Origin of the sequence: Glutamicibacter sp. FBE19 (assembly GCF_015524875.1) — a bacterium.
Taxonomy (GTDB): Bacteria; Actinomycetota; Actinomycetes; order Actinomycetales; family Micrococcaceae; genus Glutamicibacter; species Glutamicibacter halophytocola.
Genome location: NZ_JACKQN010000015.1, coordinates 1 through 26,497, shown reverse-complemented (window position 1 = coordinate 26,497; position 26,497 = coordinate 1). Strand labels below are relative to the sequence as shown.

Annotated in this window: 24 protein-coding genes; 7 read left to right on the top strand and 17 right to left on the bottom strand. The window is 59.8% G+C overall.

Annotated features, from left to right (window positions below; genetic code table 11):
* Positions 1–2: 2 nt before the first annotated feature.
* Positions 3–1,172, bottom strand: a complete 1,170-nt coding sequence (locus tag H6F58_RS17270) for an acetoin utilization protein AcuC (RefSeq protein WP_195182236.1) — start codon at positions 1,170–1,172, stop codon at positions 3–5.
* A 207-nt stretch (positions 1,173–1,379) separates the two neighbouring features.
* Here H6F58_RS17270 and H6F58_RS17265 point away from each other — a divergent pair, with 207 nt between their 5' ends.
* A complete protein-coding gene (locus tag H6F58_RS17265; protein ID WP_195182232.1) occupies positions 1,380–2,813 on the top strand; it encodes a potassium transporter TrkG in 1,434 nt (477 codons plus the stop codon).
* A 7-nt stretch (positions 2,814–2,820) separates the two neighbouring features.
* A complete protein-coding gene (locus H6F58_RS17260; protein WP_060703454.1) occupies positions 2,821–3,477 on the top strand; it encodes a TrkA family potassium uptake protein in 657 nt (218 codons plus the stop codon).
* An 83-nt stretch (positions 3,478–3,560) separates the two neighbouring features.
* Here the strand turns inward: H6F58_RS17260 and proC are convergent, their stop codons facing one another.
* The 6 genes from proC to H6F58_RS17230 all read right to left on the bottom strand — a co-directional run bounded on the left by proC (position 3,561) and on the right by H6F58_RS17230 (position 11,545).
* The gene (proC, locus tag H6F58_RS17255) at positions 3,561–4,403 is read right to left on the bottom strand and encodes a pyrroline-5-carboxylate reductase (protein WP_195182231.1); all 843 of its coding nucleotides are present in this window, start codon (positions 4,401–4,403) and stop codon (positions 3,561–3,563) included.
* Positions 4,404–4,407: 4 nt separating this feature from the next.
* A complete protein-coding gene (locus tag H6F58_RS17250) occupies positions 4,408–5,232 on the bottom strand; it encodes a sugar phosphate isomerase/epimerase (protein WP_146275860.1) in 825 nt (274 codons plus the stop codon).
* Between the two features lie 59 nt (positions 5,233–5,291).
* Positions 5,292–6,311, bottom strand: a complete 1,020-nt coding sequence (locus H6F58_RS17245) for a Ppx/GppA phosphatase family protein (protein ID WP_060702342.1) — start codon at positions 6,309–6,311, stop codon at positions 5,292–5,294.
* Positions 6,312–6,343: 32 nt separating this feature from the next.
* Positions 6,344–9,133: a type I DNA topoisomerase gene (topA, locus tag H6F58_RS17240; RefSeq protein ID WP_146275862.1), complete on the bottom strand. Its 2,790-nt coding sequence runs from the start codon at positions 9,131–9,133 to the stop codon at positions 6,344–6,346.
* A gap of 148 nt (positions 9,134–9,281) precedes the next feature.
* Positions 9,282–9,932: a helix-turn-helix domain-containing protein gene (locus H6F58_RS17235; protein WP_060703455.1), complete on the bottom strand. Its 651-nt coding sequence runs from the start codon at positions 9,930–9,932 to the stop codon at positions 9,282–9,284.
* Positions 9,933–9,955: 23 nt separating this feature from the next.
* On the bottom strand, positions 9,956–11,545 hold the full coding sequence (locus H6F58_RS17230) for a methyltransferase (RefSeq protein WP_146275864.1): 1,590 nt from the start codon (positions 11,543–11,545) through the stop codon (positions 9,956–9,958).
* A 73-nt stretch (positions 11,546–11,618) separates the two neighbouring features.
* Between H6F58_RS17230 and H6F58_RS17225 the strand changes: the two genes are divergently transcribed.
* Positions 11,619–12,197: a GNAT family N-acetyltransferase gene (locus tag H6F58_RS17225; protein WP_146275866.1), complete on the top strand. Its 579-nt coding sequence runs from the start codon at positions 11,619–11,621 to the stop codon at positions 12,195–12,197.
* A 71-nt stretch (positions 12,198–12,268) separates the two neighbouring features.
* Here H6F58_RS17225 and H6F58_RS17220 read toward each other — a convergent pair whose 3' ends face one another.
* The gene (locus H6F58_RS17220; protein WP_075972611.1) at positions 12,269–13,168 is read right to left on the bottom strand and encodes a rhodanese-related sulfurtransferase; all 900 of its coding nucleotides are present in this window, start codon (positions 13,166–13,168) and stop codon (positions 12,269–12,271) included.
* A 156-nt stretch (positions 13,169–13,324) separates the two neighbouring features.
* On the opposite strand from H6F58_RS17220, the gene H6F58_RS17215 reads away from it, so the two are divergent.
* Positions 13,325–13,981 carry a GNAT family N-acetyltransferase gene (locus H6F58_RS17215; protein ID WP_060702347.1) on the top strand — a complete coding sequence of 219 codons (657 nt, stop codon included), beginning with the start codon at positions 13,325–13,327 and terminating at the stop codon, positions 13,979–13,981.
* A 100-nt stretch (positions 13,982–14,081) separates the two neighbouring features.
* A complete protein-coding gene (locus H6F58_RS17210) occupies positions 14,082–16,412 on the top strand; it encodes a DEAD/DEAH box helicase (protein ID WP_195182230.1) in 2,331 nt (776 codons plus the stop codon).
* A gap of 14 nt (positions 16,413–16,426) precedes the next feature.
* Here H6F58_RS17210 and H6F58_RS17205 read toward each other — a convergent pair whose 3' ends face one another.
* From H6F58_RS17205 to H6F58_RS17175, 7 genes are all read right to left on the bottom strand, one after another.
* Complete coding sequence (locus tag H6F58_RS17205; protein WP_195182229.1) at positions 16,427–16,822, bottom strand: Rv3654c family TadE-like protein; 396 nt, start codon at positions 16,820–16,822, stop codon at positions 16,427–16,429.
* Positions 16,819–17,154 (bottom strand): TadE family type IV pilus minor pilin, encoded by a 336-nt coding sequence (locus tag H6F58_RS17200; protein ID WP_060702349.1) that lies wholly within the window; start codon positions 17,152–17,154, stop codon positions 16,819–16,821. Before H6F58_RS17200 ends, H6F58_RS17205 begins: the two co-directional genes overlap by 4 nt.
* 3 nt (positions 17,155–17,157) lie before the next feature.
* Entirely contained in the window at positions 17,158–17,340 is a 183-nt protein-coding gene (locus tag H6F58_RS17195) for a DUF4244 domain-containing protein (RefSeq protein ID WP_195182228.1), read from the bottom strand.
* A 141-nt stretch (positions 17,341–17,481) separates the two neighbouring features.
* Entirely contained in the window at positions 17,482–18,018 is a 537-nt protein-coding gene (locus H6F58_RS17190) for a type II secretion system F family protein (protein ID WP_195182227.1), read from the bottom strand.
* Positions 18,015–18,695 (bottom strand): type II secretion system F family protein, encoded by a 681-nt coding sequence (locus H6F58_RS17185; RefSeq protein WP_195182226.1) that lies wholly within the window; start codon positions 18,693–18,695, stop codon positions 18,015–18,017. Before H6F58_RS17185 ends, H6F58_RS17190 begins: the two co-directional genes overlap by 4 nt.
* Positions 18,689–19,939, bottom strand: a complete 1,251-nt coding sequence (locus H6F58_RS17180; RefSeq protein WP_195182225.1) for a TadA family conjugal transfer-associated ATPase — start codon at positions 19,937–19,939, stop codon at positions 18,689–18,691. The genes H6F58_RS17185 and H6F58_RS17180 overlap by 7 nt, the downstream gene beginning before the upstream one ends.
* Positions 19,936–21,057: a hypothetical protein gene (locus H6F58_RS17175; RefSeq protein WP_195182224.1), complete on the bottom strand. Its 1,122-nt coding sequence runs from the start codon at positions 21,055–21,057 to the stop codon at positions 19,936–19,938. Before H6F58_RS17175 ends, H6F58_RS17180 begins: the two co-directional genes overlap by 4 nt.
* An 87-nt stretch (positions 21,058–21,144) precedes the next feature.
* Here H6F58_RS17175 and H6F58_RS17170 point away from each other — a divergent pair, with 87 nt between their 5' ends.
* Complete coding sequence (locus tag H6F58_RS17170) at positions 21,145–22,794, top strand: bifunctional 3'-5' exonuclease/DNA polymerase (RefSeq protein ID WP_195182223.1); 1,650 nt, start codon at positions 21,145–21,147, stop codon at positions 22,792–22,794.
* A gap of 11 nt (positions 22,795–22,805) precedes the next feature.
* Here H6F58_RS17170 and H6F58_RS17165 read toward each other — a convergent pair whose 3' ends face one another.
* Together H6F58_RS17165 and nth are read right to left on the bottom strand one after the other, a co-directional pair.
* Positions 22,806–23,483, bottom strand: a complete 678-nt coding sequence (locus tag H6F58_RS17165; protein WP_195182222.1) for a CoA pyrophosphatase — start codon at positions 23,481–23,483, stop codon at positions 22,806–22,808.
* Positions 23,480–24,256, bottom strand: coding sequence for an endonuclease III (nth, locus tag H6F58_RS17160; RefSeq protein WP_195182221.1), 777 nt, complete (start codon positions 24,254–24,256; stop codon positions 23,480–23,482). The genes H6F58_RS17165 and nth overlap by 4 nt, the downstream gene beginning before the upstream one ends.
* A gap of 193 nt (positions 24,257–24,449) precedes the next feature.
* Between nth and acs the strand changes: the two genes are divergently transcribed.
* Entirely contained in the window at positions 24,450–26,453 is a 2,004-nt protein-coding gene (gene acs / locus H6F58_RS17155) for an acetate--CoA ligase (RefSeq protein ID WP_146275888.1), read from the top strand.
* Positions 26,454–26,497 lie beyond the last annotated feature (44 nt).

Genomic DNA, 26,497 nt, shown 5'->3' with positions numbered 1-26,497 from the left:
GGCTAGTCAAACCACGGATCGAGACCATAGAGCGGGAAGATTTCCTTGCGCGTCGCAATAATTGTGCGGTCCACGGGGTCGGCGGGGTCGTATCCGACTTCCCAGTTTCTCCACCACAACTGCGCGTCGTCACCCATGAGATAAGGCACCGCGCGCCCGTAGTGTTCAAGAACGTGCCTGCGGAATGTCTCAGGCACATACGTGCGCAGCGGAACAGGCTTGCCAGCCACGATGGCGGTCAAATGGGTCCAGGTTCTTGGCACCACCGCAGTGATGTTATATCCACCGCCGCCGGTCGCCAGCCAGCGCCCCTCGCAGACATCGTCTGCAAGCTGGGCAATATCCAATGCCGCTTGGCGCTGCGCGTCAACCGAAAGCTTCAAGTTGGTCATGTCATCATCTCGATGGGCGTCACACCCATGCTGGGACACAATGATTTCTGGCTTGAAGGCGTGTATCAGCTGCGGAACGATTGCGTGGAAGGCCCTCATCCAACCCGAGTCCCCGGTCATTGCAGGCAAAGCCACATTCACGGCGCTGCCCTGGGCCTGCTCGCCACCAATTTCATTGGCGAACCCAGTGCCCGGGAATAGGGACAACCCAGACTCGTGCAATGAAATCGTCAGCACCCGATCATCATCCCAAAAGATGGATTCTGTGCCGTCTCCGTGGTGGGCATCGACATCGATGTAGGCCACTCGCTGCGCACCCTGATCAAGCATCCTCTGGATCGCGGCTGCCGCGTCGTTGTAAATGCAGAATCCGCTCGCCTTGTTCTTCGAGGCATGGTGCATGCCTCCGGCGAAATTCACCGCACGCACCGTGTCCTGGTCCATGATCGCTTGGGCCGCGATAACGGATCCTCCGACGATGCGCGCAGCGGCGTCGTGCATTCCGGAGAAGACTGGATCGTCTTCGGTGCCTAGCCCGAATTCTTCGGCTATCAGCGACGGGTCGTCGCTAACGCGCCGGACCTGATCAATGTAGCCCTGGTCGTGAACCGTGCGGATCACCGCATCGCCGGCAATCTCGGGCGCATGAATCTTAACGTTGTCTGCGTCCAGCACCTGAAGCTCTTCACTGAGCCGATAGGTCAGTTCGAGCCTGAGCGGGTGCATGGGATGCCAGTCGCTGAATTTGTACTTCAGGTACTGTTCATCCCACATGACCATTGTTGGCCGAGGGGCCTGTTGCGGATCTAACACTTTTTCAGGCTACCCGATGGTGATCCAACTCATGAATATATGGCGCTTTGGGCGACCCCACCATTCTTTAGGCCGGCAAGGCAAGCGTTTAGCGCAGGAAACGCGTAAATTACTAGAAGGACTTCAACTTCCACTCTCGTTATCCACCTGTCCCGAAGAAACAGCGAGTTACAGATGAGCACTGCCAGTGATCTGGGCCCTCGGTCCCGGGCAGCTGAACTGCGCGAACAGCATCGCAAAAGATGGCTAATGTTCCGCATGTCGATTGCCGACTTCACCGTGCGCTCCCCCGCACGCTTGACCCTCGGCGTCTTCGTCCTGGCCATCACCGTCTTCACCTCGCTGCTGGCTGCGCCTTTTTCCTCTTCAGCTGGAGAGGCCACACCGCTGCATGATGCGCTGTTTACCGCTGTTTCAGCAGTCTGCGTCACCGGCCTGACTACAGTCTCCACCGCCGTGCATTGGTCTTTCCTGGGCCAGCTGATCATGCTCATTGCCGCCTTTATGGGCGGCTTGGGCATCCTGACGTTGGCATCAATCATGTCCCTCGCGGTCTCGCGCAAGTTGGGCGTCAGGGCAAAACTCATGGCTCAAAAGTCCATGGACAGCTCCGGCGCCTCGGCGCTAGGCGAGGTCAGCTCGCTGCTGCGCATTGTCATCTTGACCGCCATCAGCCTGCAGGGACTAATCGCGCTGTTCTTGATTCCGCGTTTCTACATTTTGGGCGAAAGCGTCCTTTCGTCGATTTGGCATGGCATCTTCTATGCGGTTTCAGCCTTTAACAACGCTGGCTTCACTCCGCACTCCGATGGACTGGTTCCCTACGAGACCGACCTGTGGATCTTAGCCCCGCTGATGGGCGGAGTTTTTGCAGGATCCCTGGGCTTCCCTGTGATCATGGTCCTGCTGGCCCACAAGTTCAATATCAAAAAGTGGAATCTGCATACCAAGCTGACCTTGTTGGTCACCACAATCCTGCTCTTCGCAGGTGCGTTCCTTTGGCTCATCTTTGAGTGGTCCAACCCTCGGACCCTTGGCGACATGTCCGTGAGCGACAAGGTCATACACGCTTTATTTGCTTCGACCATGACACGTTCGGGCGGATTCAACCTGGTTGATCAAAACGACATCCATCAAGTCACGGTGCTACTGACCGATGCCTTGATGTTTGCCGGTGGCGGTTCCGCCTCCACGGCAGGTGGCATCAAGGTCACAACTATCGCCGTGATGTTCTTGGCAATTATGGCCGAGGTCCGAGGCGATACCGAAGTGAGGGCCTTTGGCCGCCAGATCCCGCAGGGCACCATGCGCGTGGCAATCTCCGTGGTTGCCATGGGTGGTTCCCTGGTGATGGTGGCAACTGGTGCCCTGGTCACCATCGACGAGTCCGTTGGTTTTTCCCGGGCCCTTTTTGAATCGATTTCAGCGTTCGCTACTGTCGGTTTGAGTACCGGCGTTTCCCAAGAAATGCCGCCAGCAGGAAAATACGTCCTCAGTGTTTTGATGTTTGCCGGACGCATCGGCAGCATCACCCTGGCCAGCGCACTGACCATGCGCCACCGCAATTCACTATTCAAGCTTCCGGAAGAAAGGCCGCTAATTGGCTGACAAGAATATGGACCACAATGCCCCAGTCCTCGTGATTGGCCTGGGCCGTTTCGGTGCGTCCGTTGCCGAGACACTGGTCAAGCAGGGCCGAGAAGTCTTGGCGATCGAACGCAGCCCCGAATTGGTACAGCAGTGGGCCAGCACTTTGACACACGTGGTGGCCGCCGACGCCACGAACATTGACGCGTTGCGCCAACTCGGCGCCCAGGAATTCTCTTCTGCCGTCGTTGGCGTTGGCACGTCCATCGAATCCTCCGTGCTGATCACGGTGAATTTGGTGGACCTCGGCATTGAACACTTGTGGGTCAAGGCAATTACTCCTTCACACGGCAAGATCCTGACCCGTATTGGAGCCAACCACGTAATCTACCCAGAGGCTGACGCCGGGGTCCGTGCCGCGCACCTGGTGGGCGGACGAATGCTGGACTTCATCGAATTTGATGATGGCTTTGCCATCGTCAAAATGTATCCGCCCAAGGAAACCCAGGGATTCACCCTTGCCCAGTCGCAGGTGCGCTCAAAGTATGGCGTGACCATCGTTGGCGTGAAATCGCCAGGTGAGGACTTCACTTATGCAGTCCCCGATACCATCGTGACGCGCAGAGACGTGCTGATCGTCTCGGGCCACGTGGATCTTCTTGAACGCTTCGCCGCTCGGCCATAGTTTCTGCTCTGAAAACAATCGTGGTCGGCACCCATCACTGATGGGTGCCGACCACGATTTTTTGTTGGTGTTGCTGCTGGCGACTAGCCGAGTTCTTCGCTGAGCTGTGCTGCACGGGCCGCCGCGGCCTGCGTACCAGCGGCAATGATCTTTGGAATGCCCTGCTCGTCAAAGGTCTTGATAGCCTGCTCTGTGGTGCCCTTGGGGCTGGTAACGGCCTTGCGCAGCTCTCCTGGGATGGCCTGCGGGTCAGAAAGCATCTTTCCGGCGCCTGCGACGGTGGCACGCGCCAGGTCGATGGAGAGCTTTTCGTCCAGCCCCATAGCCACTCCGGCATTGGCCATGGCCTCGGCCAGGTAGAAGGCATAGGCTGGGCCCGAACCGGAGATCGCCGACAAGGCGTTCTGCTGCGCTTCATCAATGACATGCACGTCGCCGGATCCGGACAGCAGCTCGCTCACCAGTCGGGTCTGTTCATCGCTGACGCTCAGTGCCGGGCTCAAGCCGACAACGCCGGCACCGACCATCAATGGAGTGTTGGGCATGGAGCGGATGACCGGCTGATTAGCTGGCAGGTGCGCCTGCATGCTTTCCAGCGTGATTGCGGCGGCGACGGAAACGACAACCTTGTCCGGGGTCAATGCTCCCGAGATCTCTTCGCACAGATCGGTGATGCCCACTGGCTTCACGCCAAGGAAGATGACATCCGTGCCGGCGGCGGCCTTGGCATTGGCCTCCGGATCTTGTTCGCTGACTAAGACGTTGATTCCAAGTGCGCGAAGTTCTGGCGCGCGCTGGTCGCTGCGCACAGTGGCGGTAATCAGCTTGGGGTCGTGGCCCGAAGCGATGATGCCTCGAAGGATGGCACCGTTCATCGAGCCAGCGCCGAGGAAGGACAGGGTCAGGTTCTTTGTTGCTTCACTCATAAGTTCATTGTTTCATTGGGTTGCGGTCATTGCTCGCAGATAAGTGCTCGCGGGCAAACTCAAGGGTCTTTCCCAGCCATTCTTCTTTTTGGCCAGCGTTCTTGGCCTTGCGTGTGGACACTTCCACAGCCAAGGTTCCTTCCCACGCGGCATCTCGCAAATATTGCAGGGATTCCGCCACCCTCTGAGTGCCAAGGCCAGGGACCAGGTGCTCATCTTTTCCGTTGTCCAGCCCATCGCAAAGGTGTACGTGCGCCAGCCGTTGTCCAAGATCTTCCACTGCTTGCCGCGAATCCATATTGGCGATGGCAGCGTGGGAGAAGTCCCAGGTGACGTGCTGATAGTGCTGCGGTACGGGGTTCCAATGCGGAAGGTACATTTTGGCCTCGCGACCGCGTGCCCGCCAGGGATACATATTTTCAACGGCAATTTTCATGCCGGTGGTGTCAATGAGCCGCTGCACTCCCTCGCCGAAATTTTCGGCATAGGCGCCTTGCCATCTGAAAGGCGGATGAGCGACAACTACGCTCGCTCCCACAGCTTGGGCCAGGATCACCGAGCGCTCAATTTTTGCCCATGCTGAGCCCCACACCTGCTGCGTGAGCAGCAATGTCGGGGCGTGGATGGCCAAGATCGGCAACTGGTACTTGTCCATTAGTTCTTTTAGTGCGCTGGCCGACTGGCTAGCGGCATTTCCGGTAACCAGTACTTCGATGCCGTCGTATCCGACGTCTTTGGCCATTGCGAAGGCATCATGAACGCTCAGCGGATAAACTGACGCGCTGGACAAGGTGACTGGCACCTTATAAGAACTCTTCTGGTCTTCCATGCCCTGCCTCCTGTTACCGTGGCCCTCGTGCAGAGGAACACCTGTATCACCGAGAAAGTTTAGTTGCTCGGCTCAGCGAGAAATTGATGTTTTTCATGAGCCAGCGCTACTTCTCCTACACCAACGCTACTACTGAGCGGTGTCGCGGAGTCAAACATCACGTGATCAAAACGTCGCAACATCAAACCTTCACGAATTGCCCATGGACAGATCCGCACAGATTTCAATTTCAGCGCGCTCATCGCCTCGTGGGCGACAATTGCCCCGGCCAACAGCTGCGGGGCACGAATCTCGGAGACGCCCGGCAATTCTGCGCGTTCGGCCCAGCTCATGGCCGTCAGGCGATTGGTCCACAGCTTGAGCGCTTCCCGGTTCAAGACTCGCTTGACGTAGGGTCCTTCATCGCTCGGTGCCGCACCGGTGATGCGGGCCAGCGAACGGAACGTCTTGGATGTGGCCGTGGCCAAGGTCGGTTTGCCGTATTGGCGAAGTTCTGTCGCCGGGTCGCTGAGCACGTCGCGGACGTAGGTGCGCAACTCCTTCACTTCCTTGATGGAAGGCAGATCGTTGGGCAGCCACTCACGCGTCAGGCGGCCAGCACCCAGCGGGACCGAATAGGCGGTCTGCGGAAACTCGTCGGTGCCCCATGCCAGTTCCAGCGAACCGCCACCCATATCGAGATTGAGGATGGACTCCGAAGACCAGCCGAACCAGCGGCGCACCGAGTAAAAAGTCATGCCGGCTTCTTCTTCACCGGTTAGTTCCAGCAGGCTCACGCCGGTCTCGGTTTTCACCCGGTCCAAGACGCTGGAGCCATTGGAAGATTCGCGGATCGCCGAGGTGCAGAACGCCATGAAGTCTTCTACCTGATGGCTGCCGGCGAACTTGACCGCTTCATTGATGAACGAAATCAGTTCCTGCTGGCCCTCTTCGGTGATGGCACCGTATTCGTTGAGGTAGCGCACCAAGGACAGTGGACGCTTGTGCGATGCATAGGGAACCGGTCGGGCTCCCGGGTAGGCATCGACGAGCAAAAGGTGAACGGTATTCGAACCGATATCCAGTACACCTAGTCTCATGGTGCGCTCCTCGTTTGGCCGTGCAAGGACTGTTAGTCAGTCTTTTTTGCGGTGGTCTTCTTGGCTGTGGTCTTCTTCGCGGGTGCCTTTTTAGCGGTGCTCTTCTTGGCCGGGGCCTTCGTAGCCGTGCGCTTGACCGGACCGCGGGCTCGCTTATCGGCCAACAGTTCGATGGCCTTTTCACGAGTCAGTTCTTCCAGCGACGTTCCGCGAGGAACGGTGATGTTGGTGATCCCGTCAGTGATGTACGGACCGAAACGGCCATCCTTGACCACGATGTTCTTCTCGCTGGTCGGGTCCACACCGAATTCCGCCAATGGCGGCACGGCGGCGCGGCGGCCGCGCTGCTTTGGCTGGGAATAGATCTCCAAGGCTTCGTCCAAAGTGATGGTGAAGATCTGGTCTTCGCTTTCAATGGATCGCGAATCACTGCCCTTCTTCAGGTAGGGTCCGAAACGGCCGTTCTGCACGGTAATCTCTTCACCTTCAGCGTCGGCGCCCAGCACACGTGGCAGGCTCATCAGTTTCAGGGCATCATCCAAGGTCACCGATTCCACGCTCATCGATTTGAACAGCGAGGCGGTACGCGGCTTGATCTTGACAGGCTTCTTCGGCGGTTTTGGCTTGCCGTTCTTGTAGTACTCAACAGGCAGCGCAGCCAAATCCTCGGCCGTTGGCTCTGGAATGATCTCGGTGACATAAGCGCCGTAGCGTCCATCCTTGGCCACGATCTTGCGACCGGTTTCCGGATCGTTGCCCAAATCCTTTTCAGCAACCTGGGCGGTGGCAAAGAGCTCTTCAGCTTTCGCTGCGGTCAGCTCATCAGGGGCAAGATCTTCTGGCACGTTGGCGCGCTGCGGTTCGGTGCCCTCTTCAGCGCCTTCCGGGATGGCGCGTTCCAGGTATGGCCCGAACTTGCCAACACGCAAGGTGATGTCATCGGTGACTCGAATCGAGTTGATGGCACGGGCGTCAATATCGCCGAGGTTATCGACCACGTGCTTCAAGCCCTCGGTCTCGGACTCTGCGCCCTTGCCGAAGTAGAACAGGTTCAGCCAGTCGGTGCGTGCACGGTGGCCCTTGGCGATTTCATCCAGGTCGTCTTCCAACCGGGCAGTGAAGTCGTAGTCGACGTACTTGGCGAAGTGCTCTTCAAGCAGGCGAATCACCGAGAAGGCAATCCAGCTTGGCACCAATGCCCCACCGCGCTTGGTCACGTAACCGCGATCCATGATGGTGGAAATAGTCGGAGCGTAGGTCGATGGGCGACCGATTTCGCGCTTTTCCAGCTCAGCGACGATCGACGCTTCGGTGTAGCGTGCTGGCGGGGTGGTCTCGTGGCCCAGCGCCAGCAGCTCGTCGCCCGCCAGGTGCTGTCCCACGGACAGCTGCGGCAGGCGGGCTTCCGCCTCCTGTGCGGCAGCTTCAAGGGCCTGTTCGTCCTTGCCCTCTTCGTAGGCGGCAAGGAAGCCGCGGAAGGTGATCACGGTACCCGATGCGGAGAACTCGGCAACACGGCTATCGCCCGCGGTGCCCTGCAGCTTGATGGTTGCGGTGAACCCCTTGGCATCGGCCATCTGCGAAGCCACGGTGCGCTTCCAAATCAGCTCGTAGAGCGCGTATTCATCCTTGGACAGCGACGAGCGCACGTCCTTCGGGCGACGGAACATGTCACCGGCGGGGCGGATCGCTTCGTGGGCTTCCTGGGCGGCATCGGACTTCGCCTTGTATACGCGTGGCTTGGCAGGCACAGAGTCGGCGCCGTACAGCTCGGTGGCCTGCTTGCGCGCCGCGGTGGTGGCTTCCTGGGAGAGGAACACCGAGTCGGTACGCATATAGGTGATGTACCCGTTTTCATACAGACGCTGAGCGATCTGCATGGTGATCTTGGAGCTCCAGCGCAACTTGCGGGAAGCTTCCTGCTGCAGCGTGGAGGTGGTGAATGGCGCTGCTGGGCGGCGGGTGTAGGGCTTGTCTTCGACCGAGGTGACGGCAAAGTCGGCATCGGAAAGATTCGCAACCAGCGACTGGGCCGAGTCCCGGTCCAGGTGCGCCAGCTTGTTGCGCGAGGCCTTGAGCTGTCCGCGGTCGTCGAAGTCGCGGCCCGAGGCAACACGGGCGCCGTCCACGGCGGAGAGCTTGGCTGAGAAGCTTTCGCCGCCGGCGGTGGCGAACTCGCCCTTGACGTCCCAGTATCCGGCGGGGATGAAGGCCATGCGTTCGCGTTCGCGCTCTACGACCAGGCGGGTAGCCACGGACTGCACACGGCCTGCGGAAAGGCCACGGGCTACCTTGCGCCACAGCACAGGAGAGATCTCGTACCCGTACAGCCGGTCGAGGACGCGGCGGGTTTCCTGGGCATCAACCAGGTCGGTGTCCAGCTCGCGCATGTTGTCCAGTGCGCGGGCAATGCCTTCCTTGGTGATCTCGGTGAAGGCCAGGCGGCGAACCGGAACCTTGGGCTTGAGCACCTGCAGCAGGTGCCACGCGATGGCTTCGCCTTCGCGGTCCGCATCGGTTGCGAGGTAGAGTTCGTCGGCCTCTTTGAGCTTGGCCTTCAACTCCGAAACACGCTTTTTCTTGTCCGGGTAGACCATGTAGTACGGCTCGAAGTCATTATCCAAGTCGACTGCGAACTTGCCCACCGAGGTCTTTTTAAGCTCGGTTGGAAGCTCCGATGGCTGTGGAAGATCGCGAATGTGCCCCACCGATGCATCAACGTCGAAGCCCTCGCCCAAATACTTGGCGATTGACTTCACCTTGGCAGGAGACTCTACGATTACGAGTTTCTTGCCAGTCTTTTCCTTGGCCTTGGGGGGCACAGCACTCCTTTATACAGTACGGATTCTCAGGACCATTATGTGGTCCATTTTAAATCCGCCATCACAGCTTCGTTCTTTGTGCCTACTCTATAGCCACATTTCCCGATGATCTTACACCGAAGAATTGCTGTGCTTTGAGCGAGGCAATTTATATTGTTGCCTCCACTGATGTCTGATATTCAGGAAGCAACGAGATTAAGTAGAACATACGACGCGAGTCAATACTGCGTTCCTCTGCAGTAGCTTTGGCCTCGTACTCGTAGACGAGGTCCAACATTCTGCGGTTGAACTCACGCTGCTTTTCTTCTGAAAGGAAGACCAAGCCGCTGGTGAGCATGGGTGGCCGATCCGGATCGGGGGTGATCCCAGCCTTCGCTTCCGCCTCGCGTCGCTGCACTTCAGCATTCAATCGCGTTCTAAATGCGTTCAATTGCACGTTCAGATATGCGGTTTTTGCGTTGGTCGAGTCGATCTGGGTATTCAGCTCCAGGCGTTCGCCGGCAGCGCGCCAGCGACGTTCGCGAGCATCACCCTCGCTCGCGGCGCGAATCACATACCCATACTTCTCCAGAGCCCGCAGGTGGTAGCTCATAGCGCTGGGCGTCAGCGCGCACAGCGAAGCCAACTCGGTTGCGGTACGGGTCGTCTGGGAGGCGAAGAGTTCATCCAAGACGATGAGTCGAGCGTCATGGGCCAACGCTCGAATGGCTTGCGGGTCTGTGATGGAGACGAGCTTGGGAATACCGCTCTCCACCGACGAGGCAACCTCCGCCTGTTCCTCAATTGTGTTGCGTGTCATAGGCAAAAACTTTAGCGCTTGTTTCACATTTTACGAAGCATGCCATGTAGCAAGAGGCGCTTCACTGCTTCATAAAGCCGATCAGCGAAGTCTTCCTGCCCCTCGCCGATCAACGAGTCCAAGGCGTTGACTAGCTGAAATACTGATAAATCACCGTCGCACGCCGAAACGAAACCAGCCTGAGCAGTGTCGAGCAACTCAGTCCTGCGAAGACCGGCTCCCTGCCGCAGCAGAATCACCCCAGGATGTTCCGCCCCGGGGCGCTGATGGCGTTCTTCGGTCACATCGTCGGCAACGAGCAGATGCCATTCCTTGAAGCCTTCTCCGGCGCGCCCCAATTCATCTGCCATGGCAATATCCCGTTGCAGTGTCGGAGCCAGAGGCTGCTCCACCGAATGATTAATCTGCTCGTAGCTTTGGATTACCGGACGCTGGCCATCGGGGCGCCGGAAGTACACGAGCCCAAAGCCGACGGCCGCAACATTCCTGGATTCGAAATCGTCGAGGTAGGCATTGTAGGCGGCGATATAGGATGCCTGGTCTTCAGTCTGCGAGGAGTCACGCAGCCAGGTTTCGGCATAGCCGCTTGGCGTGGCCTGTTCGCGTTCGATCACCCAGACATCCAGCTGATCGCCAAACCACTGGCGCACACGGGCATCCCATGGAGCATTTGAATCATCGTCCAGGCGAGGAATCTCCCAGTTGGAGAGCATCTGCATCGAGCCGCCGGGGTTCAAGAACTCGGGCGCCTGTTCTATGAGGGTACTGACCAATCGGTCCCCTGCCATCCCGCCGTCACGATAGGTGAAGCGGTCCTTGGCCCGCTCGGTGGAACTGCGTGGCGTAATCACGAACGGTGGGTTGCTGGCGATCAGGTCAAAGCGCTGCCCTTCGACCGGTTCAAACAAGCTGCCCTGAAGCAGCGTGACTCGGGACTCAAGGTTTTGCGGATCGAGCCCGAGCGTGCGGTGGTTCAGCAGCAGGTTGAAGCGAGCAAAGCCCAAGGCTCGCTTGGACAGGTCCGTTGCAGTGACGTGCTGCGCGTGGGAGAGCAAATGGAAAAGCTGGATGCCGCAGCCGGTGCCAAGATCAAGGGCTCGATCAACCGTGGAACGGATGGTCAGCTGGGCCAATGTGAGCGAGGCCTGCCCAATTCCCAATACGTGATCGGTGCGCAGAACTCCTGGGCGCTGATGCGCGCCCAGGTCATGGGCGACCCACAGTTCACCATCTGCATCCGAGGAATGCAGCGACAAGGCGAGCGTGGCGCGGAATCCGTTGGCCCACGCTTCAATCAATCCCAGCTTGAGCAGGCCTTCGGTCTTCAAGTTGCTGAAGGCCCGATTGATGGCAGATTCCGCTTCGGACTGCCCCAATTGGAAAAGGCGCACCACGGTGACCAGAGGCGATTGCGGCTTCTGGCGCTCTAGGACCCGCAAAGCAGGATGAATCTGATCCCGGTCAAAAGCAGCGGCCGCTTCCTCGCCAAGCAGTTCGGCTACCTTCTCGTAGCCGTAGCCGACATGGTTCAAATCCTTGGCAAGCATGTCAAGCAAGTGCTGGTCGGCACTTTGAGGAGTATCGTCTAGGGCAGAAAATTCGGCGGCATTCACGCGTGCAAGTCTACCTAGTCACGCCGCCGCCAATGGAAACGACCTGGCATGCTATCGACACTAGGATAGTGGCATGACTCAAGTGACGGTTACCTTTCTCCAGCAGCTGAGCGCCAGCGAAGTCATCCCTTCCAGCAGATCATTGCCGAAGAACGCGCGCGTCGAGCAGGCTCAGGACATCACCCCCGAATTCTCGCGATTCCTCTACCAAGGCGTCGGCAGCGAATTGCATTGGGCAGACCGGTTGGATTCGACTCGCGCCCAGTGGAACGAAGTCCTGCAGCGCCCCGGTTCAGAAACCTGGGTCCTGTATCTGGACGGTTCTCCCAAGGGGTATTTCGAGCTCGCCACCACTCGCTGCGATTCCGGCAGCGAGGTAGAAATCTTCTACTTCGGGCTGTTCCCTGAAGCCACCGGTCGCGGGTTGGGCGGCGTTCTGCTTACAGAAGCGCTCAGCCGGGCCTGGGATCTGGCCTCGCGCTGGCCCGAGTTGCCAGAAGTCGCCCGCGTTTGGCTGCATACTTGCTCCTTGGACGGGCCAGCGGCCCTGCCGAATTATCAGGCCAGGGGCTTGAAAATCTATCGCACCGAAGACGAAGAATCACAGATACGCGATGCCTCGCTGGGTTTGTGGCCTAGCGCAGCCGACTAGTCCAGCAGCGAAAAACTCGGCACCAGCTTTCATATGAAGGCTGGTGCCGAGTCAAAGGTCCGTCTGCGCTATCAGGCGTCGACGCTGCTGCAATCCGGGCAACGTCGCAGTTGCTCATCTTGTGCGCAGTCTTCGCAGAACAGTCGCAGGTTGCGGCAGGTTGGGTTCGAGCAGTTCTCGAACTTGTTCGTAGGGCCTTCGCAGCCAACGCATTTGCCGATAGTCGTCGCGTTCTCGGAGAACTCGGTGTGCATGCGCTTGTCGAAGACGTACAGGGAACCTTCCCACAGGCCTTCGTCGGCGTACTTCTCTCCATAGCGGACGATGCCGCCCTGCATCTGGTAAACCTCTTGGAAGCCGCGCTTGACCATCAGTGCCGACAGCACTTCGCATCGGATACCGCCGGTGCAATAGGTAACGACAGGCTGATCCTTCAGGTGGTCGTATTTGCCCGAATCGAGTTCAGCGACGAAATCGCGGGTGGTGTCCACTTCAGGAACAATAGCGTCCTTGAACTTGCCGATCTGCGCCTCGAAGGCGTTGCGCCCGTCGAAGAAGTGCACCTTTTCGCCGGACTTCTTCTTGGTGTCCACCAGCTCGTGCAGCTCTTCGGGACGCAGGTGGGTGCCGCCGCCAACAACACCGTTCTCATCGACTTCCAGCTCACCCGGTGCGCCGAAGGTGACGATCTCGTCGCGGACTTTGACCGAGATGCGAGGGAAGTCTTCGGCCGAGCCTTCGGACCATTTGATGTCCATCTTCTTGAAGGCAGGTAGTTCGCGTGTAGCTTTGACGTAGGCCTTGACGGCCGAGATTTCGCCACCGACGGTACCGTTGATGCCGTCCTTGGAGATGATGATGCGTCCGCGCAATCCCCAGCGCTCCAATAATGAACGCTGCCACAAGCGGATAGCTTCGGGGTCAGGAAGCGGAGTAAATGCGTAATACAGAACAATGCGATGAATGGCCACCATACAATATTAGTAGCTTTTGGCCGCGAAACGCCGAGTAAAAGAGCAACGTCACAATGATTAGTCGTGATTTCTCGGGCAGTCCAAGAGTTTCAAGTAGGCAACGATTAGTTCAATGTCAGCGAATTCCTAGGAAAGACAAGGTAGGGTCAAATTATGGCATCAAACGCAAGCGATGAACTGATCGGCACCTGGGTAACCGGCTGGGCAGGAGCCCGTGGCTATGAAACTCGCAACGAGGGACGAGTCCACGCTGCCCTGCGTCACGACACCACTGAAGACTGGGAATACGTAATTTACGGCCCGTCCAAAGAGGAACTGGCCGCGGTTGCCGAGACCCTGAAAAAGCACCCTAACCGTCGACTCACCGCCTTCGACGATTCGGCCGAAAGCCTGGTCGCAATCGCCAATGAAGTTGGCCTTCAGGTCACGGCCGACGACGAAGCACTTATGGTTACCGAACTTGCCGTGCATGACGTTGAGGTCCCACTTCCTGCTGACGGTTTCATCTTCCAGATTGAGCGCGATGGCACCCACGCATACGTGTCATTGCACCCCGAGGACGACCAGCAAGTTGTTGCCGCGTCCGGCCATGTATCTGCCGTTAATGGCTTCGCCATTTTCGACCGCATCATCACCGGCGCAGATTTCCGTCGCCGCGGCCTGGGCACACTGATCATGCGCGCATTGGCGTCCCTGGCTCAGGAACATGACGTTGAGGAAGGCCTGCTGATCGCGTCGGTTGACGGACAGCAGTTGTACGCATCCTTGGGGTGGACTTCACTAGGCAAAGTTGTGATGTTCAAGGCCTAAGCCATTCAGAATTTCCCTCTCGCCGTACCCGACAGATCAAAGTGTTGGGTACGGCGATAGTCTTTAACTTCAGCAATTCATGGTTCCGAAAGGCGTTTACGTGAAGTCAGTGCGTTCCTTGTTGGATCCGAATGACCGCAGCAATGACCCCGAAGCCGTATTGCATCGGCGTTCCCGGCCAGCCAAGGATGAAATCACGAGCGATTGGCCGCAATGGCTGAGCCATGAACTGGTTGAAATCTTCCAGGGCTTGGGAATCCAGCGCCCGTGGTTGCACCAGGCCCAAGCAGCGAATCTCATCCACGAAGGCCAGCACACGATCGTGTCCACTGGCACGGCGTCCGGCAAGTCGATGGCCTATCTGATGCCTGGCTTGGACGCCCTCTACAACTCCCGCGATAGCGGATTTAATGACGCGGATGCCGCCGCGTCTGTACTCTACATATGCCCGACCAAGGCCTTGGCTGCAGATCAGCTCTCTGCGGTGCAGGCCCTCGATGTCCCCGGCGTGCGCGCGTCTGCCTACGATGGCGACACCGACCAGGCCACGAGAACCTGGGTTCGCCAGCACGCGAATTTTGTCTTCACCAACCCGGACATGCTGCACCGCGGGATCATGCCGAATCATCCTGCCTGGTCTCGGTTCTTCAAGCGGTTGCGCTACATCATCATCGATGAAGCTCACTCGTACCGGGGCGTTTTCGGGGCACACGTGGCCAACCTGATGCGACGCTTGCGACGGATTTGCGCCCACTATGGCGCCTCCCCCATTTTTATTGGAGCTTCCGCGACTAGCTCCGACCCGGAAGAATCATTTGGCCGGCTCATTGGCGCGCCGGCCAAGGCCGTAACCCATGACTTCTCTGCCAGTGGTGAGCTTGTCATTGGCTTGTGGGAGCCTCCTTTGACGGAACATCGAGGAGAAAATGGAGCGCCGGTACGCCGCACGGCTATCGCTGAAAGCGCGTCAATTCTTACCGATCTCATGGCGGATCACACTCGAACCATTGTTTTCATCAAGTCTCGTCGTGGCGCGGAAACCATCGCAGCACTCACCCGGAAGCATCTAGAACGATTCGCCCCCGAACTCTCTGTACGATTAGCCGCCTACCGCTCCGGCTACCTGCCGACTGAACGCAGGGAAGTGGAAAGGCAGCTGCGCAGCGGCGAACTTCTTGGAGTCACCTCGACCTCTGCCCTGGAATTGGGTATCGATATTGCTGGGCTGGATGCCGTAGTCGTTGCCGGGTGGCCCGGGACTCGTGCTTCGTTCTTCCAGCAGATCGGTCGCGCGGGGCGCTCTGGCCAAGATGCCTTGGCCATCTTTGTGGCTGCGGAAGATCCCTTGGATACCTATCTGGCCCACCACCCCGAGGCTATTTTCGATTTGGGTGTGGAAGCCACGGTTTTTGATCCGCACAATAAGTACGTGCTCAGCGGGCACCTTTGCGCCGCCGCCCAGGAATCTCCGCTGCGCCCCGAGGAACTCGGGCTCTTTGGCCCGCGCACCGAAGAACTGCTGGAGTCCCTGGTTCAACGAGGTTATCTGCGCCGGAGGCCAGCTGGCTGGTTCTGGACCCACCCGCAACACGCTGCTGCGATGTTTTCCATCCGTGCCGACGGCGGCGGCCCCGTTGACATTATTGATGCTGAAACCGGTGCCCTGCTGGGAACCATGGATTCTCCGCAAACTCATTATCAGGCTCATCCCGGAGCCATTTATGTCCATCAGGGAGCGAGCTACCACGTTGAAGAATTGGACGAGCAAAACCACGTAGTGGTCGTGACCCGGGTAAACCCTGACTACTACACCACTGCCCGGGATCTAACCACTGTGGCAGTAGATTCGGAAGAGCGGAAAAGCAGCCACCAGGAGCTGAATATCCACTTCGGCGAAGTGACCGTCACGACTCAAGTTGTCTCGTTCCAGCGAAAATCCGTCGCATCCAATGAGGTGCTCTCTGAGGAACCGTTGGAACTTGAAGCACGCGATCTGAACACCAAATCGGTATGGTTCACGATGACGGAGCAAAGGCTGCTACGGGCCGGGCTCACCGTGGATCAGTTCCCAGGGGCGCTGCATGCCGCCGAGCACGCGATGATCGGCTTGTTGCCGTTGGTGGCAACAAGCGACCGATGGGATATCGGTGGTGTCTCTACCGCATTGCATATGGATACCGGGCATCCGACCATCTTTGTCTATGATGCGCAGCCCGGTGGAGCAGGGTTCGCCGAGCGCGGGTTCGAACGGTTCACCGACTGGGTGCGTGCAACCAGGGATGCCATCGAATCGTGTGAATGCCAATATGGGTGCCCTAGCTGCGTCCAGTCTCCGAAATGCGGCAATCGGAACAATCCACTGGATAAGGCCGGAGCGATCCTCTTGCTGAGCGCCGTCCTGGACGATGTCGAGCCGCGCCACCACCGCTAGTTTAGTGCTGGCTGCTATTCGGTCTGGTCTAGTGGCGGTGCTCCTGCCCGGGCTTTGGCCCTAGCGGCATACAGTTCGATTCCCAGGGCATGGAACGACACTGGGACTTTTGCCGAAACTGCCACCGTTTGGCCATCGGGCTCGACGATGCAGGACTCCAGCAATGCGCTATTTGCCTGGGCAAGGGATCGCGCGACGCCGCAGGGGTCTCCCGGGCGCAGTCCGCGTGCCGTATCCGCGCCAACTAGGGCTGCCAGATCCGCAGCTGCCGCCGCGTTCATTGCGGCATGCACGGCAGCGACCCACGCAAGAAGCACCCCGGCCAACAGCAAAGCCATGATCACCAAGGCGGTGGTGACCACGGTACCGCTGCCTCGCTCAGAAGCCAGATGTGAAATTCGTTGATTCATTCGACAGCCACACTCGCCTCGCCGCGTATTTGAACACTGCCCACGAGGGGCACCTGAACCGATTTGCGGACGGTGACTTTTGAAAATCCGCCTCCGGTGGAAATAGCAAAACTCGCCTTGTTTCCCGCTAGCCGAACCCCACTGGCTTGCGCGGTTGCCCGGTCTTCACCGCGGGCCAATTCCCTGGCCATCGCTCCCGCGGCTTGTTGTACCTGTATCTGTTGGATGCCCAGAGCGCCAAAGCACAACAGCAACGACAGCATCAACGCGACCGCGGGGAGCAGCACCGCAAATTCTGCGGTGCTGCTCCCCTTGTCATCACTGAGCTTCATGACCTACAACGACAAGGCTTTGGTGATCAGGCCCATCAGCATTCCACGCACATCGCCGCTGGAAAGGATGCTGATCAGCAGCCCGGCGAATGCCACGGCAGCCAGGGTGACCATGGCGAATTCGGCGGTAGTGGAACCTCGCTCGTCCTTCAGCTGGTCCATGATCTCGCGGAATTGTCGGTTCATTGTTTTGACCTTTCTCAATATCTTTTGTCGACGGCCTCGGTGCCGTTGACGGTGTGATTTCACTGTCAGCCATTTGCCGCTGGCCGGGCTCCGGTTCGCGGCGATCTGGGTATAACTCATCGATCAAAAGCTGCAGGTCCGCTACATGCTGGGGAACAACGCAATGATCAGCGGAACAACACCTAGGGCGATGAATGCCGGCAAGGCGCAAGCGCCTAGGGGCAGGACCAGCCTTGTACCGAATTGCGCGCCAAGACGAGCCACTTTCTGCGTGTGTTCTCGACGCTGCAGCGCCGCAGTGTTGCGCAGCAAGGTTGCGGCTGGCGCACCCGTGGCATGGGCGAAATGCAATGATTTTCGCAGAGGAGCCAACCAGCTTGGTGCCGCTTCCCACGCTTTGTCCCACGGCAGATTCATTTCCAGACACCGGGCGACACTGCGCAGGACCTTGCACTGGTCGATGCTGCTTCCCAATAAGTCGAGAATGTCTGTAATGGGCATCCCTGATTCCAGCAGGCTGGCGCTGAGGTCCAGCACCAATTCGATGGGCTGATGTTGAGTCTGGCCATGGTCTTTTGCCTTTGCGGGGCTACCGCGGTTCGAAGCCCGCTCTGATGCGCCCGTGCCCAGCATGAAAGCTGCGGCAAGGGCTGCGCAAAGCAGAATCAGGAGATTCATGACAGTGCCTGGGCCGAGGTCGAATGCATCAGCCGCTGGCACCACACCCTATTGGCAATCCAGAGTGCCGCGCCGATGACGACGCTTAGTTGCGCAGCCCATGAGGAGAGAAGTGTCCCGAGAACGTCGATGCCTACCAGCAGGCCAAAGCCGAACCCCACTAGTGGCAGCCAGGTGAGCAGCTTCGTCGTAGCCCTGGGCCCGGCCATGGCGGCATCGAATGACTGCTGGGCGACCGAGGCTGATTCCAAGTCCTCGGCTAGGCGTTCGAGAACTTCTGCCAAGGTTGCTCCGCTGCGCTGCGAGATCTGCAGGCACCAGTGCAGCCGCTGGACGGCGGCATGCTCTGGAAGGTTATCTCCCTTGGTGTCGTAGCTGTTCTGGTTGTTCAATCGATGGACTGCCCGCAGGTCTTTCAATGCCTGGACAATATGGCCCGTGCCATTTTCAACTTCCAATAATGCGTCCAGCGCTGGGTGGAATCCGAGGCCGCTGCGAAGCAAGGCCGAGAGTTCTCGAATTATTCGGGCGTCGTCGTTCAGCGTGTGCATCGGTTCATGGTTGTGCCAGCTGAGGCCGCGCCACATCATCCATTTTTTCGTTGACAAGCTTGCCTCGCCGCTCATGGCGGGCAACCAGAGCCACAGGGCTGCGGCGCTCAGGACCAATATCAGCATGGTGATTCCCCTGCACTGCCCACCGCTGCTAGTTCGTTTTCCAGATCCTCTGCGAGAGCATTTCCGAACTTCTGTTTCACCATCTGCCGGCCATCCGCGGTCAGAGGACGATTGCTGTGCAAGTCAATCAGGGTGCTCATGCGCATGCGCCCCGCCTCATCTGTTTCTAGGCATCCCAGTCCAACCGGCCCGCGCCGTCCGTGCTCACCGCGGCTCATGTGGATGACCAGGTCCAGCGCACTCGACGCTTGCAGTGAGGTGGCCTGGACGCTCCAGCCTGCCAAGGCGCCGAGCGCAGCAAGCCGGGCGGGAACCGACGCCGGATTATTGGCATGCAATGTACCGGCAGCGCCTTGATGGCCGGTGTTCATTGCTGCCAAGAAGTCCCTGATCTCTTCACCGCGGCATTCCCCGACTATCAGTCGGTCTGGGCGCATGCGCAGGGCCTGGACGACGAGGTCCTTGAGCTGTACCCGCCCAGCTGATTCCACATTTGCTGACCTGGTTTGCAACGAAACCGCATGCGGGTGATTGATTTGCAATTCCTGGGAATCCTCCACAATCACCAACCGCTGTTGTTCATCGGCTTGGGCAAGCATGGCCTGGAGCAGTGTGGTTTTGCCACTGCCGGTTCCCCCGGTCACCAAGAAATTCAATTGCTTCTCAATGACTGCTTTCAAAAGTGGAACCCAAAATGGCAAGGAAGACTGCAAGACTTCTTCAAGGCCGAGGCGGGCTGCATGCTTGACGCGTATCGAGATCAGCGGCCCTTGCGTGGCAATCGGCGGAAGCACGGCATGCACGCGGTAGTTCTTCAGGCTCATGTCCATGAACGGGCTAGCTGAATCAAGTCGTTTCCCTGCCAAGGTCGCCAGGTGCACGGCTAATTCTCGGACTCGTTCCGCCGAGGGAAACTTGAAATCCATCAGCTCCAGTCCGCGAGGCGAATCGGTCCAGACCTGGCCTTGTCCGTCAACGAGCACATCGGTGACATCGGGGATCCTGGCGAAAGGTTCCAGGACCGATAACCCTGCGACCTCGTGCTGCAATCTCTCCAGCGACTGAGCGGCGCCTTGCGATCCCAGCGCTGCCCCGGAATCGTGGACCGCCCCCGCCAGCGCGATCGCGTCCAATTGCCCTCCGGATTGCAAGGCCCTTTCCCGCACGGATTCCAAAATTTTGGCGTTCAGTGCGTGACCGGAAAAGATCATCCCGCTGTCTTTGCTGTGTCGCCCGGAGTTCATGGTTTCTGGCCTTGAAGTTGCGGGAGCAGGCGCAGGTTTGCCAGCGACTGGCGCAAGCCCCGGGATTTGAAGCTATCGAACAATTCGCCGCGGCTTTCGGCTTTGATGATGCGTGAAGAAGTTGGAAAGGTGCCAAGTATTTCTGCGCTGGAGGCTGGTTCGTACCGCGGTTGCTGTTTTCCGCAGAGCACCACCTCGCCTTGTGCAGGAAAGCTTGAGCCATGCGCCGTGTACACCTGCCGGTTGATGAATTGGTTGATAACGCCCTGCTGCGGATGAGGGTAGCGCCCGGCATCCAGCACCACGAAGTCGAAGCCTTGGCGCGCGGCAGCCAGCAGGCGGATCATGAGTTGTTCTTCCACTGCTTCGTGCTCGGTTGCCTGGGACCAGGTCAGCACGGACGTAGTGCGCAACTGCGGCAAGGTCTCGGCTAGTTGATGTGCCGCAAGCCTGCCTCCGGAATGCTGCAGCTCTTCCCACCCGATACCTGTTGGCGGCCGTGCAGTGGCCCGCGGCCACAAACCCTGGGAATGCGGATCCAGGTCAACGACTATGCTGCGCAGCCCGCTGAGTGTTCCGGCATGGGCCAGCAGCAACGCAAGGGTGCTGGTTCCCAGTCCACCGGCGGTCGCCCCCAAGGAAAGGGTATGGCCGTGACCGGCACGCATGGCCCACAGTCCCAGATATTCTCCGAGCCACTGTCCTGCCGAAGGCAGGAGCGCCACCCGCGCTTTGGGGAACCTGCTGGCCAGCGACCACAACTCGCTGGCCGCGGTTTCGAGCCCTGCCAGGACATCGACCCTGTGCCCGGCATCGCCTGCCAGCCCAGCCATGTCGCTGCCCCAGAGCACTGGCCCGGTAGCAGCCCGGTTCAAGTCCTGCGGATCAGTGCATTGAACAATGCGCACCGCGGCGCCAACCGCAACGGCTGCGCACAAGTCCACGATCTGCGGATCGCTGCTGACGATGGTGCAGACCGGTTCATCAGCAGCTCCAGGCCCGCTTCCAGGCACATGATCCGCCGGCAAGACGGTCCTCAAGTCATCAAGCTGCGTCATCACGAAGCGGTTGTTGTGCTGCTCTTGGAGCGCGGATGGGGAGCCAGTTAGCCATTTCATTTATCGATCGTGGCATTTGCGCACCGTGCTGATCCCCGGGTGCAAGCCAAATGGGGATATCTGCTCCCGGCACGGCACAATGTACATATGAGTGCCATTGCCTTTCTCGCGCCTGATCCTGATGGCTACGCCCTCATAGACATCCGCGACAGCGATTCAGCTCAGCCTTTGAGAGCAGTTTTTCCGGTCTCGCGAGAGGATTTTGCACAGGTTGTGGCCCAGACCGAAGCCGAGCTCGGGCCCCGCTGGGCAATGCTTCGCACGACCCCGTGGATGCAGCCGCTGATTTCCGCTGGCGTTTATCTTGCCAAGGCCCACGTATTGTCCTTGGCCCAGCGCATCATGCACCGCTCGCCCATGGCCAGTGGGCAGCTCGCCGATTTTGACCTTGAACATCCAGTGGCCGCTGCTGGACGCATTGACCAGGATGCCCTCTTTGATACGCCGGCCTTTGGCGAATCGCTGGCTGACCTGATCCAGCTCTATGCCCAGCAGCGCGGTGCGCTGCCGCAAGACGCGGTGGCCCGCAAGCGCCTCGAGCTGCTGGTTCACGCTGAATCGGTGGGCGCGCTGATCGCCTGCGAGATGGAGCATGCGGGGCTTTCATGGGATGAGTCCGGCCATCGTGCCTTGCTGCGCGAGCAGCTGGGCCAGAAGGTCTCCGACTATGCGCGCCCTCCAAAGCTGGCCGCCAAGGCCCAAGAGCTGGCGATCGCGCTGCAGAGCCCCGGTTTGAACCCCGATTCACCGCAAGAATTGCTCAAGGCTTTGCATAAGGCCGGTTTTGCGGTGCGTTCGGCCCGTGCCTGGGAACTGGAACAGATCAGCCATCCGGTGATCCAGCAAGTTCTGGATTACAAGAAGCTCTCCCGGTTGGCCAGTGCGCACGGGGATACCTGGCTGGACCAATGGGTGAAAAATGGCCGTTTCCATCCCCACTACGTCTTGGGCACTGTGGTCTCCGGACGGTGGGCAGCTTCTGGCGGCGGGGCGTTGCAATTGCCTCACGCCATCCGCCAGGTAGTCCGCACCCAGCCGGGACGGACCTTTGTCGTGGCAGATGGACGCCAGCTCGAACCGCGAATTCTGGCCGCAATCTCCGGCGATCAGCAATTGCAGCAGGCCGGCCAGCAAGATGACCTGTATCAATGGCTCCTGGATTCCAGGTTGGTGTCCACCCGCCAAGAGGCCAAGCTGGGAATGCTGTCGGTCATTTATGGCGGTGGCGGAGGCGCCAGCGGGGCGGTTGGAGCGGCGCTCACCAGGAGTTTTCCCGCGGCGATGCGCTTCGTCGAGCAAGCGGCGCAGGCCGGGCAGCAAGGAGCTGGCGTCCGGAGCTTTTTGGGACGCGGCTGTCCACCGGCCGACGAGCAGTGGATGCGGGCGCAAAGGGATACCGCGGATGAAGGTTCCCAGCGGGCTGCAGATGCTGCGGCCCGGGCCCGCGGCCGTTTCACCAGGAATTTTGTGGTCCAGTCCACCGCGGCCGAATGGGCCTTGGTGTGGATGGGCCATGCCCGCCATCTGATTCATCAAGCTGGCTGGGGCGAGCTGTGCCAGCAGGTATTTTTTGTGCATGACGAAATCGTCTTCGAATGCCCTGTTGAACGTGCCGACCAGCTCAAGCAGCTGATCCAGCAAGCCGCGATGCTGGCCGGACGCACCCTTTTTGGGGCCGCGTCCCCGCGCTTCCCGGTGAGCGTAGCCATCTGCTCGAACTATGCAGAGGCCAAATAGGCGCTGAGACTTCAGGCCATGCGCATTTCCCGGTGCCGGTTCCAGGCGCGCGTCCACCCCAGTTCCGTGAAGAGCCGGTCAAGCACGATCGCGGTGAACCCCCAAATGATCCGGTCGCCAAATTCGAAGGCCGGCGAGGTGAACTTCTGCTGGTTCCGCTGCACCACCCCGGTCAGCCGGTTCCTGGGATCGAGAAGCTGCGCCACCGGTGCCCTGAAAACTCCGGCGCTTTCGGCGGGGTCAACGGCATGGACCGGCGATTCGGTATGCCACCAGCCCAGCACCGGGGTGACCAGGAAGTTGGTGACCGGCAGTTCGGTCTCGCTCAAATTGCCGAGCACCTCGACGCCGCTGGTATCCACACCGGTTTCCTCCCAGGCCTCGCGCAGTGCAGCGTCTGCGGCGCTCGAATCGGCCTGGTCTATGCCGCCGCCGGGAAAAGCGATCTGCCCGGCGTGCTTGCGCAGCGTGGCGGCCCGCTCGACAAAAAGCAGGTCCAGGTCCTGGGCGCGGGCCTGGTCGGCAAGCGGTGCGTTGCCGGCAGCGCCAAAGAGGACCAGCACCGCGGCCCGGCGGGCCGGGTTGCTGTCCAAATCCATGTTGATCCACTGGTTGGGCAGCTTTTGGGGTGCTCCAGCGGTGGCTCGATGTTTTGCGACGACCTGCTTCAACTCGCTGCGTGCGCTCATGCGTCTAATCCATATCCTTCGGCTCTCAGCTGCCTCCGGGTCGCACCTGCTTGCATTTTTGCCAGAAGATCCTCGCGCCCGGGAGCGAGCTCATACTTGAGCAACTGTTTTGCCTTGGCAGGTATTTCCTCGCCGAGGCCGAACGAGGGGCACAGCTTGGCTACCGGGCACACCCCGCAGGCGGGTTTGCGGGCGTGGCAGATCCTCCGGCCGTGAAATACCACGCGGTGGCTGAGCATGGTCCAGTCGCGCTTGTCGAACAGCTCCCCTACCGCATGCTCGACCTTCACCGGGTCGGTTTCATCGGTCCATCCAAAGCGGTTGGCCAGGCGTCCGAAGTGGGTGTCGACGGTGATCCCCGGAACGCCGAAGGCGTTGCCCAGCACCACGTTTGCGGTTTTGCGCCCGACCCCGGGCAGCTTGACCAATTCCCCCAGCTCCGGCGGGACCTGCCCATCGTGGCGCTGAACCAGCGCGGCCGAAAGGCCCAGGAGCGAGTCGGTCTTGGCGCGGAAGAATCCGGTGGGCCGAATCAGCTCCTCGACTTCGCTGCGTTCGGCTTGGCTCATGGCTAGCGCGTCCGGGAACCTGGCAAAGAGCGCCGGGGTGATGGCGTTGACCCTCACGTCGGTGGTCTGGGCCGAGAGCACCGTAGCGACCAGCAGCTCGAAGGGGTTCTCGAAATCCAGCTCCGGGACCGCATAGGGGTAGGTATCGGCCAGCACCCGGTTGATCTTGCGAGCCCGCCGCTTGAGCCCCAATTCGGTTTCCATTTTTGCTTTATTCGCCACGCTTAGATCGTGCCATGAGTACCTGCACTTTTCACCCTCGGACACCGCGATCCGATGCAGTTCGTCGCGGCACGATGACCACTCGGCGCAGAATTCACCCGGAATTCCCCTTGCTGGTGACACAAACCACTGCCGCCGACCGCAAAGCATGTAACTTTGATCACAGAGAATATCTATGACTACGCGGAAGGATGCGAAGCCCGTGAGCGATTCGAAGACCTTGGATAACCTGTCGAATGAAACCCGTGCCTTTGCCCCCAGCAAAGAGTTCAGCGACCATGCGGTGGCCAGTTCGGCCAGCTATGAGGCAGCTGAGGCTGATCGCTTGGGCTACTGGGCGGACCAAGCCCGCAAGGTGCTGACTTGGGATACTGATTTCACGCAAACCCTGGACTGGTCGCAAGCGCCGGTTTCCAAGTGGTTTGTCGGAGGCAAGCTCAACGCGGCCTACAACGCGCTGGACCGGCACGTGGAAAACGGCCTGGGCGACCGGGTCGCGATCTACTTCGAGGGCGAGCCAGGCGATACCCGCACCTACACGTACGCCCAGCTGACCGAGGAGGTCAAGAAGGCCGCCAATGCCTTCGAGTCCCTGGGCGTGGCCAAGGGCGATCGGGTGGCCGTGTACCTGCCGATGATTCCCGAAGCAGTGATCACCATGCTGGCCTGCGCCCGCATCGGCGCCATCCACTCGGTGGTCTTCGGAGGGTTCTCCGCCGACGCATTGCGCAGCCGCATCGACGACGCCGACGCCAAGCTGGTGGTCACCGCCGACGGCACCTGGCGCCGCGGCAAGCCATCGGCCTTGAAGGCCGCAGTGGACGGCGCGCTGGCCGCTCCAGGTCACACCGTGGAAAATGTTCTGGTGGTCAAGCGCAACGCCGAGCCAGTGGAATTCGGCCCCTTGGACAAGTGGTGGCATGAGGTGGTGGACGCAGCCTCCACCGAGCACACCGCGGTAGCCCACGATTCCGAGCACCCGCTATTCGTGCTCTACACCTCGGGAACCACCGGCAAGCCCAAGGGCATCGTCCACACCACCGGCGGCTTCCTCACCCAGGGCGCGGTCACCCATCGCGACACCTTCGACCTGCACCCGGAAACCGACGTGTACTGGTGCACCGCCGATATCGGCTGGATCACCGGCCATTCCTACGTCACCTATGCCCCGCTGATCAATGGCGCGACCCAGCTGATGTACGAGGGCACGCCGGACACCCCGCACCAGGGCCGCTGGTGGGAATTGGTGGAAAAGTACGGCGTCTCCATTTTGTACACCGCGCCTACGGCCATCCGCACCTTCATGAAGTGGGGCCGCCAGATTCCCGATGGCTATGACCTCTCCTCCCTGCGCGTGCTGGGTTCGGTCGGCGAGCCGATCAACCCCGAGGCCTGGATGTGGTACCGCGATGTCATCGGCACCAACAACGGCAAGAATGGCGAGCGCAAGGAGCACCCGACCCCGATCGTCGATACCTGGTGGCAGACCGAGACCGGCGCGCACATGATCGCTCCGCTGCCCGGCGTCACCCACACCAAGCCAGGTTCCGCGCAGGTCGCGGTTCCGGGCATCAGCATCGATGTGGTGGATGAAGCCGGCGAGTCGGTGGGCAACGGCGAAGGCGGATTCCTGGTGATCCGCGAGCCGTGGCCTTCGATGCTGCGCGGCATCTGGGGCGACATGGAACGCTACAAGGAAACCTACTGGTCCCGTTTCGAGAACATGTACTTCGCCGGCGACGGAGCCAAGAAGGACGACGACGGGGACCTGTGGCTGCTGGGCCGCGTGGATGACGTGATGAACGTGTCCGGCCACCGCCTGTCCACCACCGAGATCGAGTCCTCTCTGGTCGCGCACCCCTATGTGGCTGAGGCTGCAGTGGTGGGCGCCAAGGATGAAACCACCGGCGAGGCCGTCGTCGCCTTCGTCATCTTGCAGACCGAGCCTGCCGAAGGCGAGGATGTCGTTGCCACGCTGCGCAACCATGTGGGCAAGGACATCGGCCCGATCGCCAAGCCGAAGCACGTGCTGGTGGTCCCCGAATTGCCAAAGACCCGCTCCGGCAAGATCATGCGCCGCTTGCTCAAGGACGTGGCCGAGGGACGAGAAGTGGGTGACGCCACCACGCTCTCGGACTCGACCGTGATGAGCCAGATCGCTCAATCCATGGGCAAGTAGTCCGCACCGGACCGCCCGCGCTGCCGCCGGGCAGAACGCTGTTC

Excerpts from the sequence above, each read along its gene's own strand:
- H6F58_RS17270 (WP_195182236.1), bottom strand. The coding sequence starts at position 1,172 with ATGGTCATGTGGGATGAACAGTACCTGAAGTACAAATTCAGCGACTGG.
- H6F58_RS17265 (WP_195182232.1), top strand. The coding sequence starts at position 1,380 with ATGAGCACTGCCAGTGATCTGGGCCCTCGGTCCCGGGCAGCTGAACTG.
- H6F58_RS17260 (WP_060703454.1), top strand. The coding sequence starts at position 2,821 with ATGGACCACAATGCCCCAGTCCTCGTGATTGGCCTGGGCCGTTTCGGT.
- proC (WP_195182231.1), bottom strand. The coding sequence starts at position 4,403 with ATGAGTGAAGCAACAAAGAACCTGACCCTGTCCTTCCTCGGCGCTGGC.
- H6F58_RS17250 (WP_146275860.1), bottom strand. The coding sequence starts at position 5,232 with ATGGAAGACCAGAAGAGTTCTTATAAGGTGCCAGTCACCTTGTCCAGC.
- H6F58_RS17245 (WP_060702342.1), bottom strand. The coding sequence starts at position 6,311 with ATGAGACTAGGTGTACTGGATATCGGTTCGAATACCGTTCACCTTTTG.
- H6F58_RS17235 (WP_060703455.1), bottom strand. The coding sequence starts at position 9,932 with ATGACACGCAACACAATTGAGGAACAGGCGGAGGTTGCCTCGTCGGTG.
- H6F58_RS17225 (WP_146275866.1), top strand. The coding sequence starts at position 11,619 with ATGACTCAAGTGACGGTTACCTTTCTCCAGCAGCTGAGCGCCAGCGAA.
- H6F58_RS17215 (WP_060702347.1), top strand. The coding sequence starts at position 13,325 with ATGGCATCAAACGCAAGCGATGAACTGATCGGCACCTGGGTAACCGGC.
- H6F58_RS17205 (WP_195182229.1), bottom strand. The coding sequence starts at position 16,822 with ATGAATCAACGAATTTCACATCTGGCTTCTGAGCGAGGCAGCGGTACC.
- H6F58_RS17200 (WP_060702349.1), bottom strand. The coding sequence starts at position 17,154 with ATGAAGCTCAGTGATGACAAGGGGAGCAGCACCGCAGAATTTGCGGTG.
- H6F58_RS17195 (WP_195182228.1), bottom strand. The coding sequence starts at position 17,340 with ATGAACCGACAATTCCGCGAGATCATGGACCAGCTGAAGGACGAGCGA.
- H6F58_RS17190 (WP_195182227.1), bottom strand. The coding sequence starts at position 18,018 with ATGAATCTCCTGATTCTGCTTTGCGCAGCCCTTGCCGCAGCTTTCATG.
- H6F58_RS17185 (WP_195182226.1), bottom strand. The coding sequence starts at position 18,695 with ATGCTGATATTGGTCCTGAGCGCCGCAGCCCTGTGGCTCTGGTTGCCC.
- H6F58_RS17180 (WP_195182225.1), bottom strand. The coding sequence starts at position 19,939 with ATGAACTCCGGGCGACACAGCAAAGACAGCGGGATGATCTTTTCCGGT.
- H6F58_RS17175 (WP_195182224.1), bottom strand. The coding sequence starts at position 21,057 with ATGAAATGGCTAACTGGCTCCCCATCCGCGCTCCAAGAGCAGCACAAC.
- H6F58_RS17170 (WP_195182223.1), top strand. The coding sequence starts at position 21,145 with ATGAGTGCCATTGCCTTTCTCGCGCCTGATCCTGATGGCTACGCCCTC.
- H6F58_RS17165 (WP_195182222.1), bottom strand. The coding sequence starts at position 23,483 with ATGAGCGCACGCAGCGAGTTGAAGCAGGTCGTCGCAAAACATCGAGCC.
- nth (WP_195182221.1), bottom strand. The coding sequence starts at position 24,256 with ATGGAAACCGAATTGGGGCTCAAGCGGCGGGCTCGCAAGATCAACCGG.
- acs (WP_146275888.1), top strand. The coding sequence starts at position 24,450 with ATGACTACGCGGAAGGATGCGAAGCCCGTGAGCGATTCGAAGACCTTG.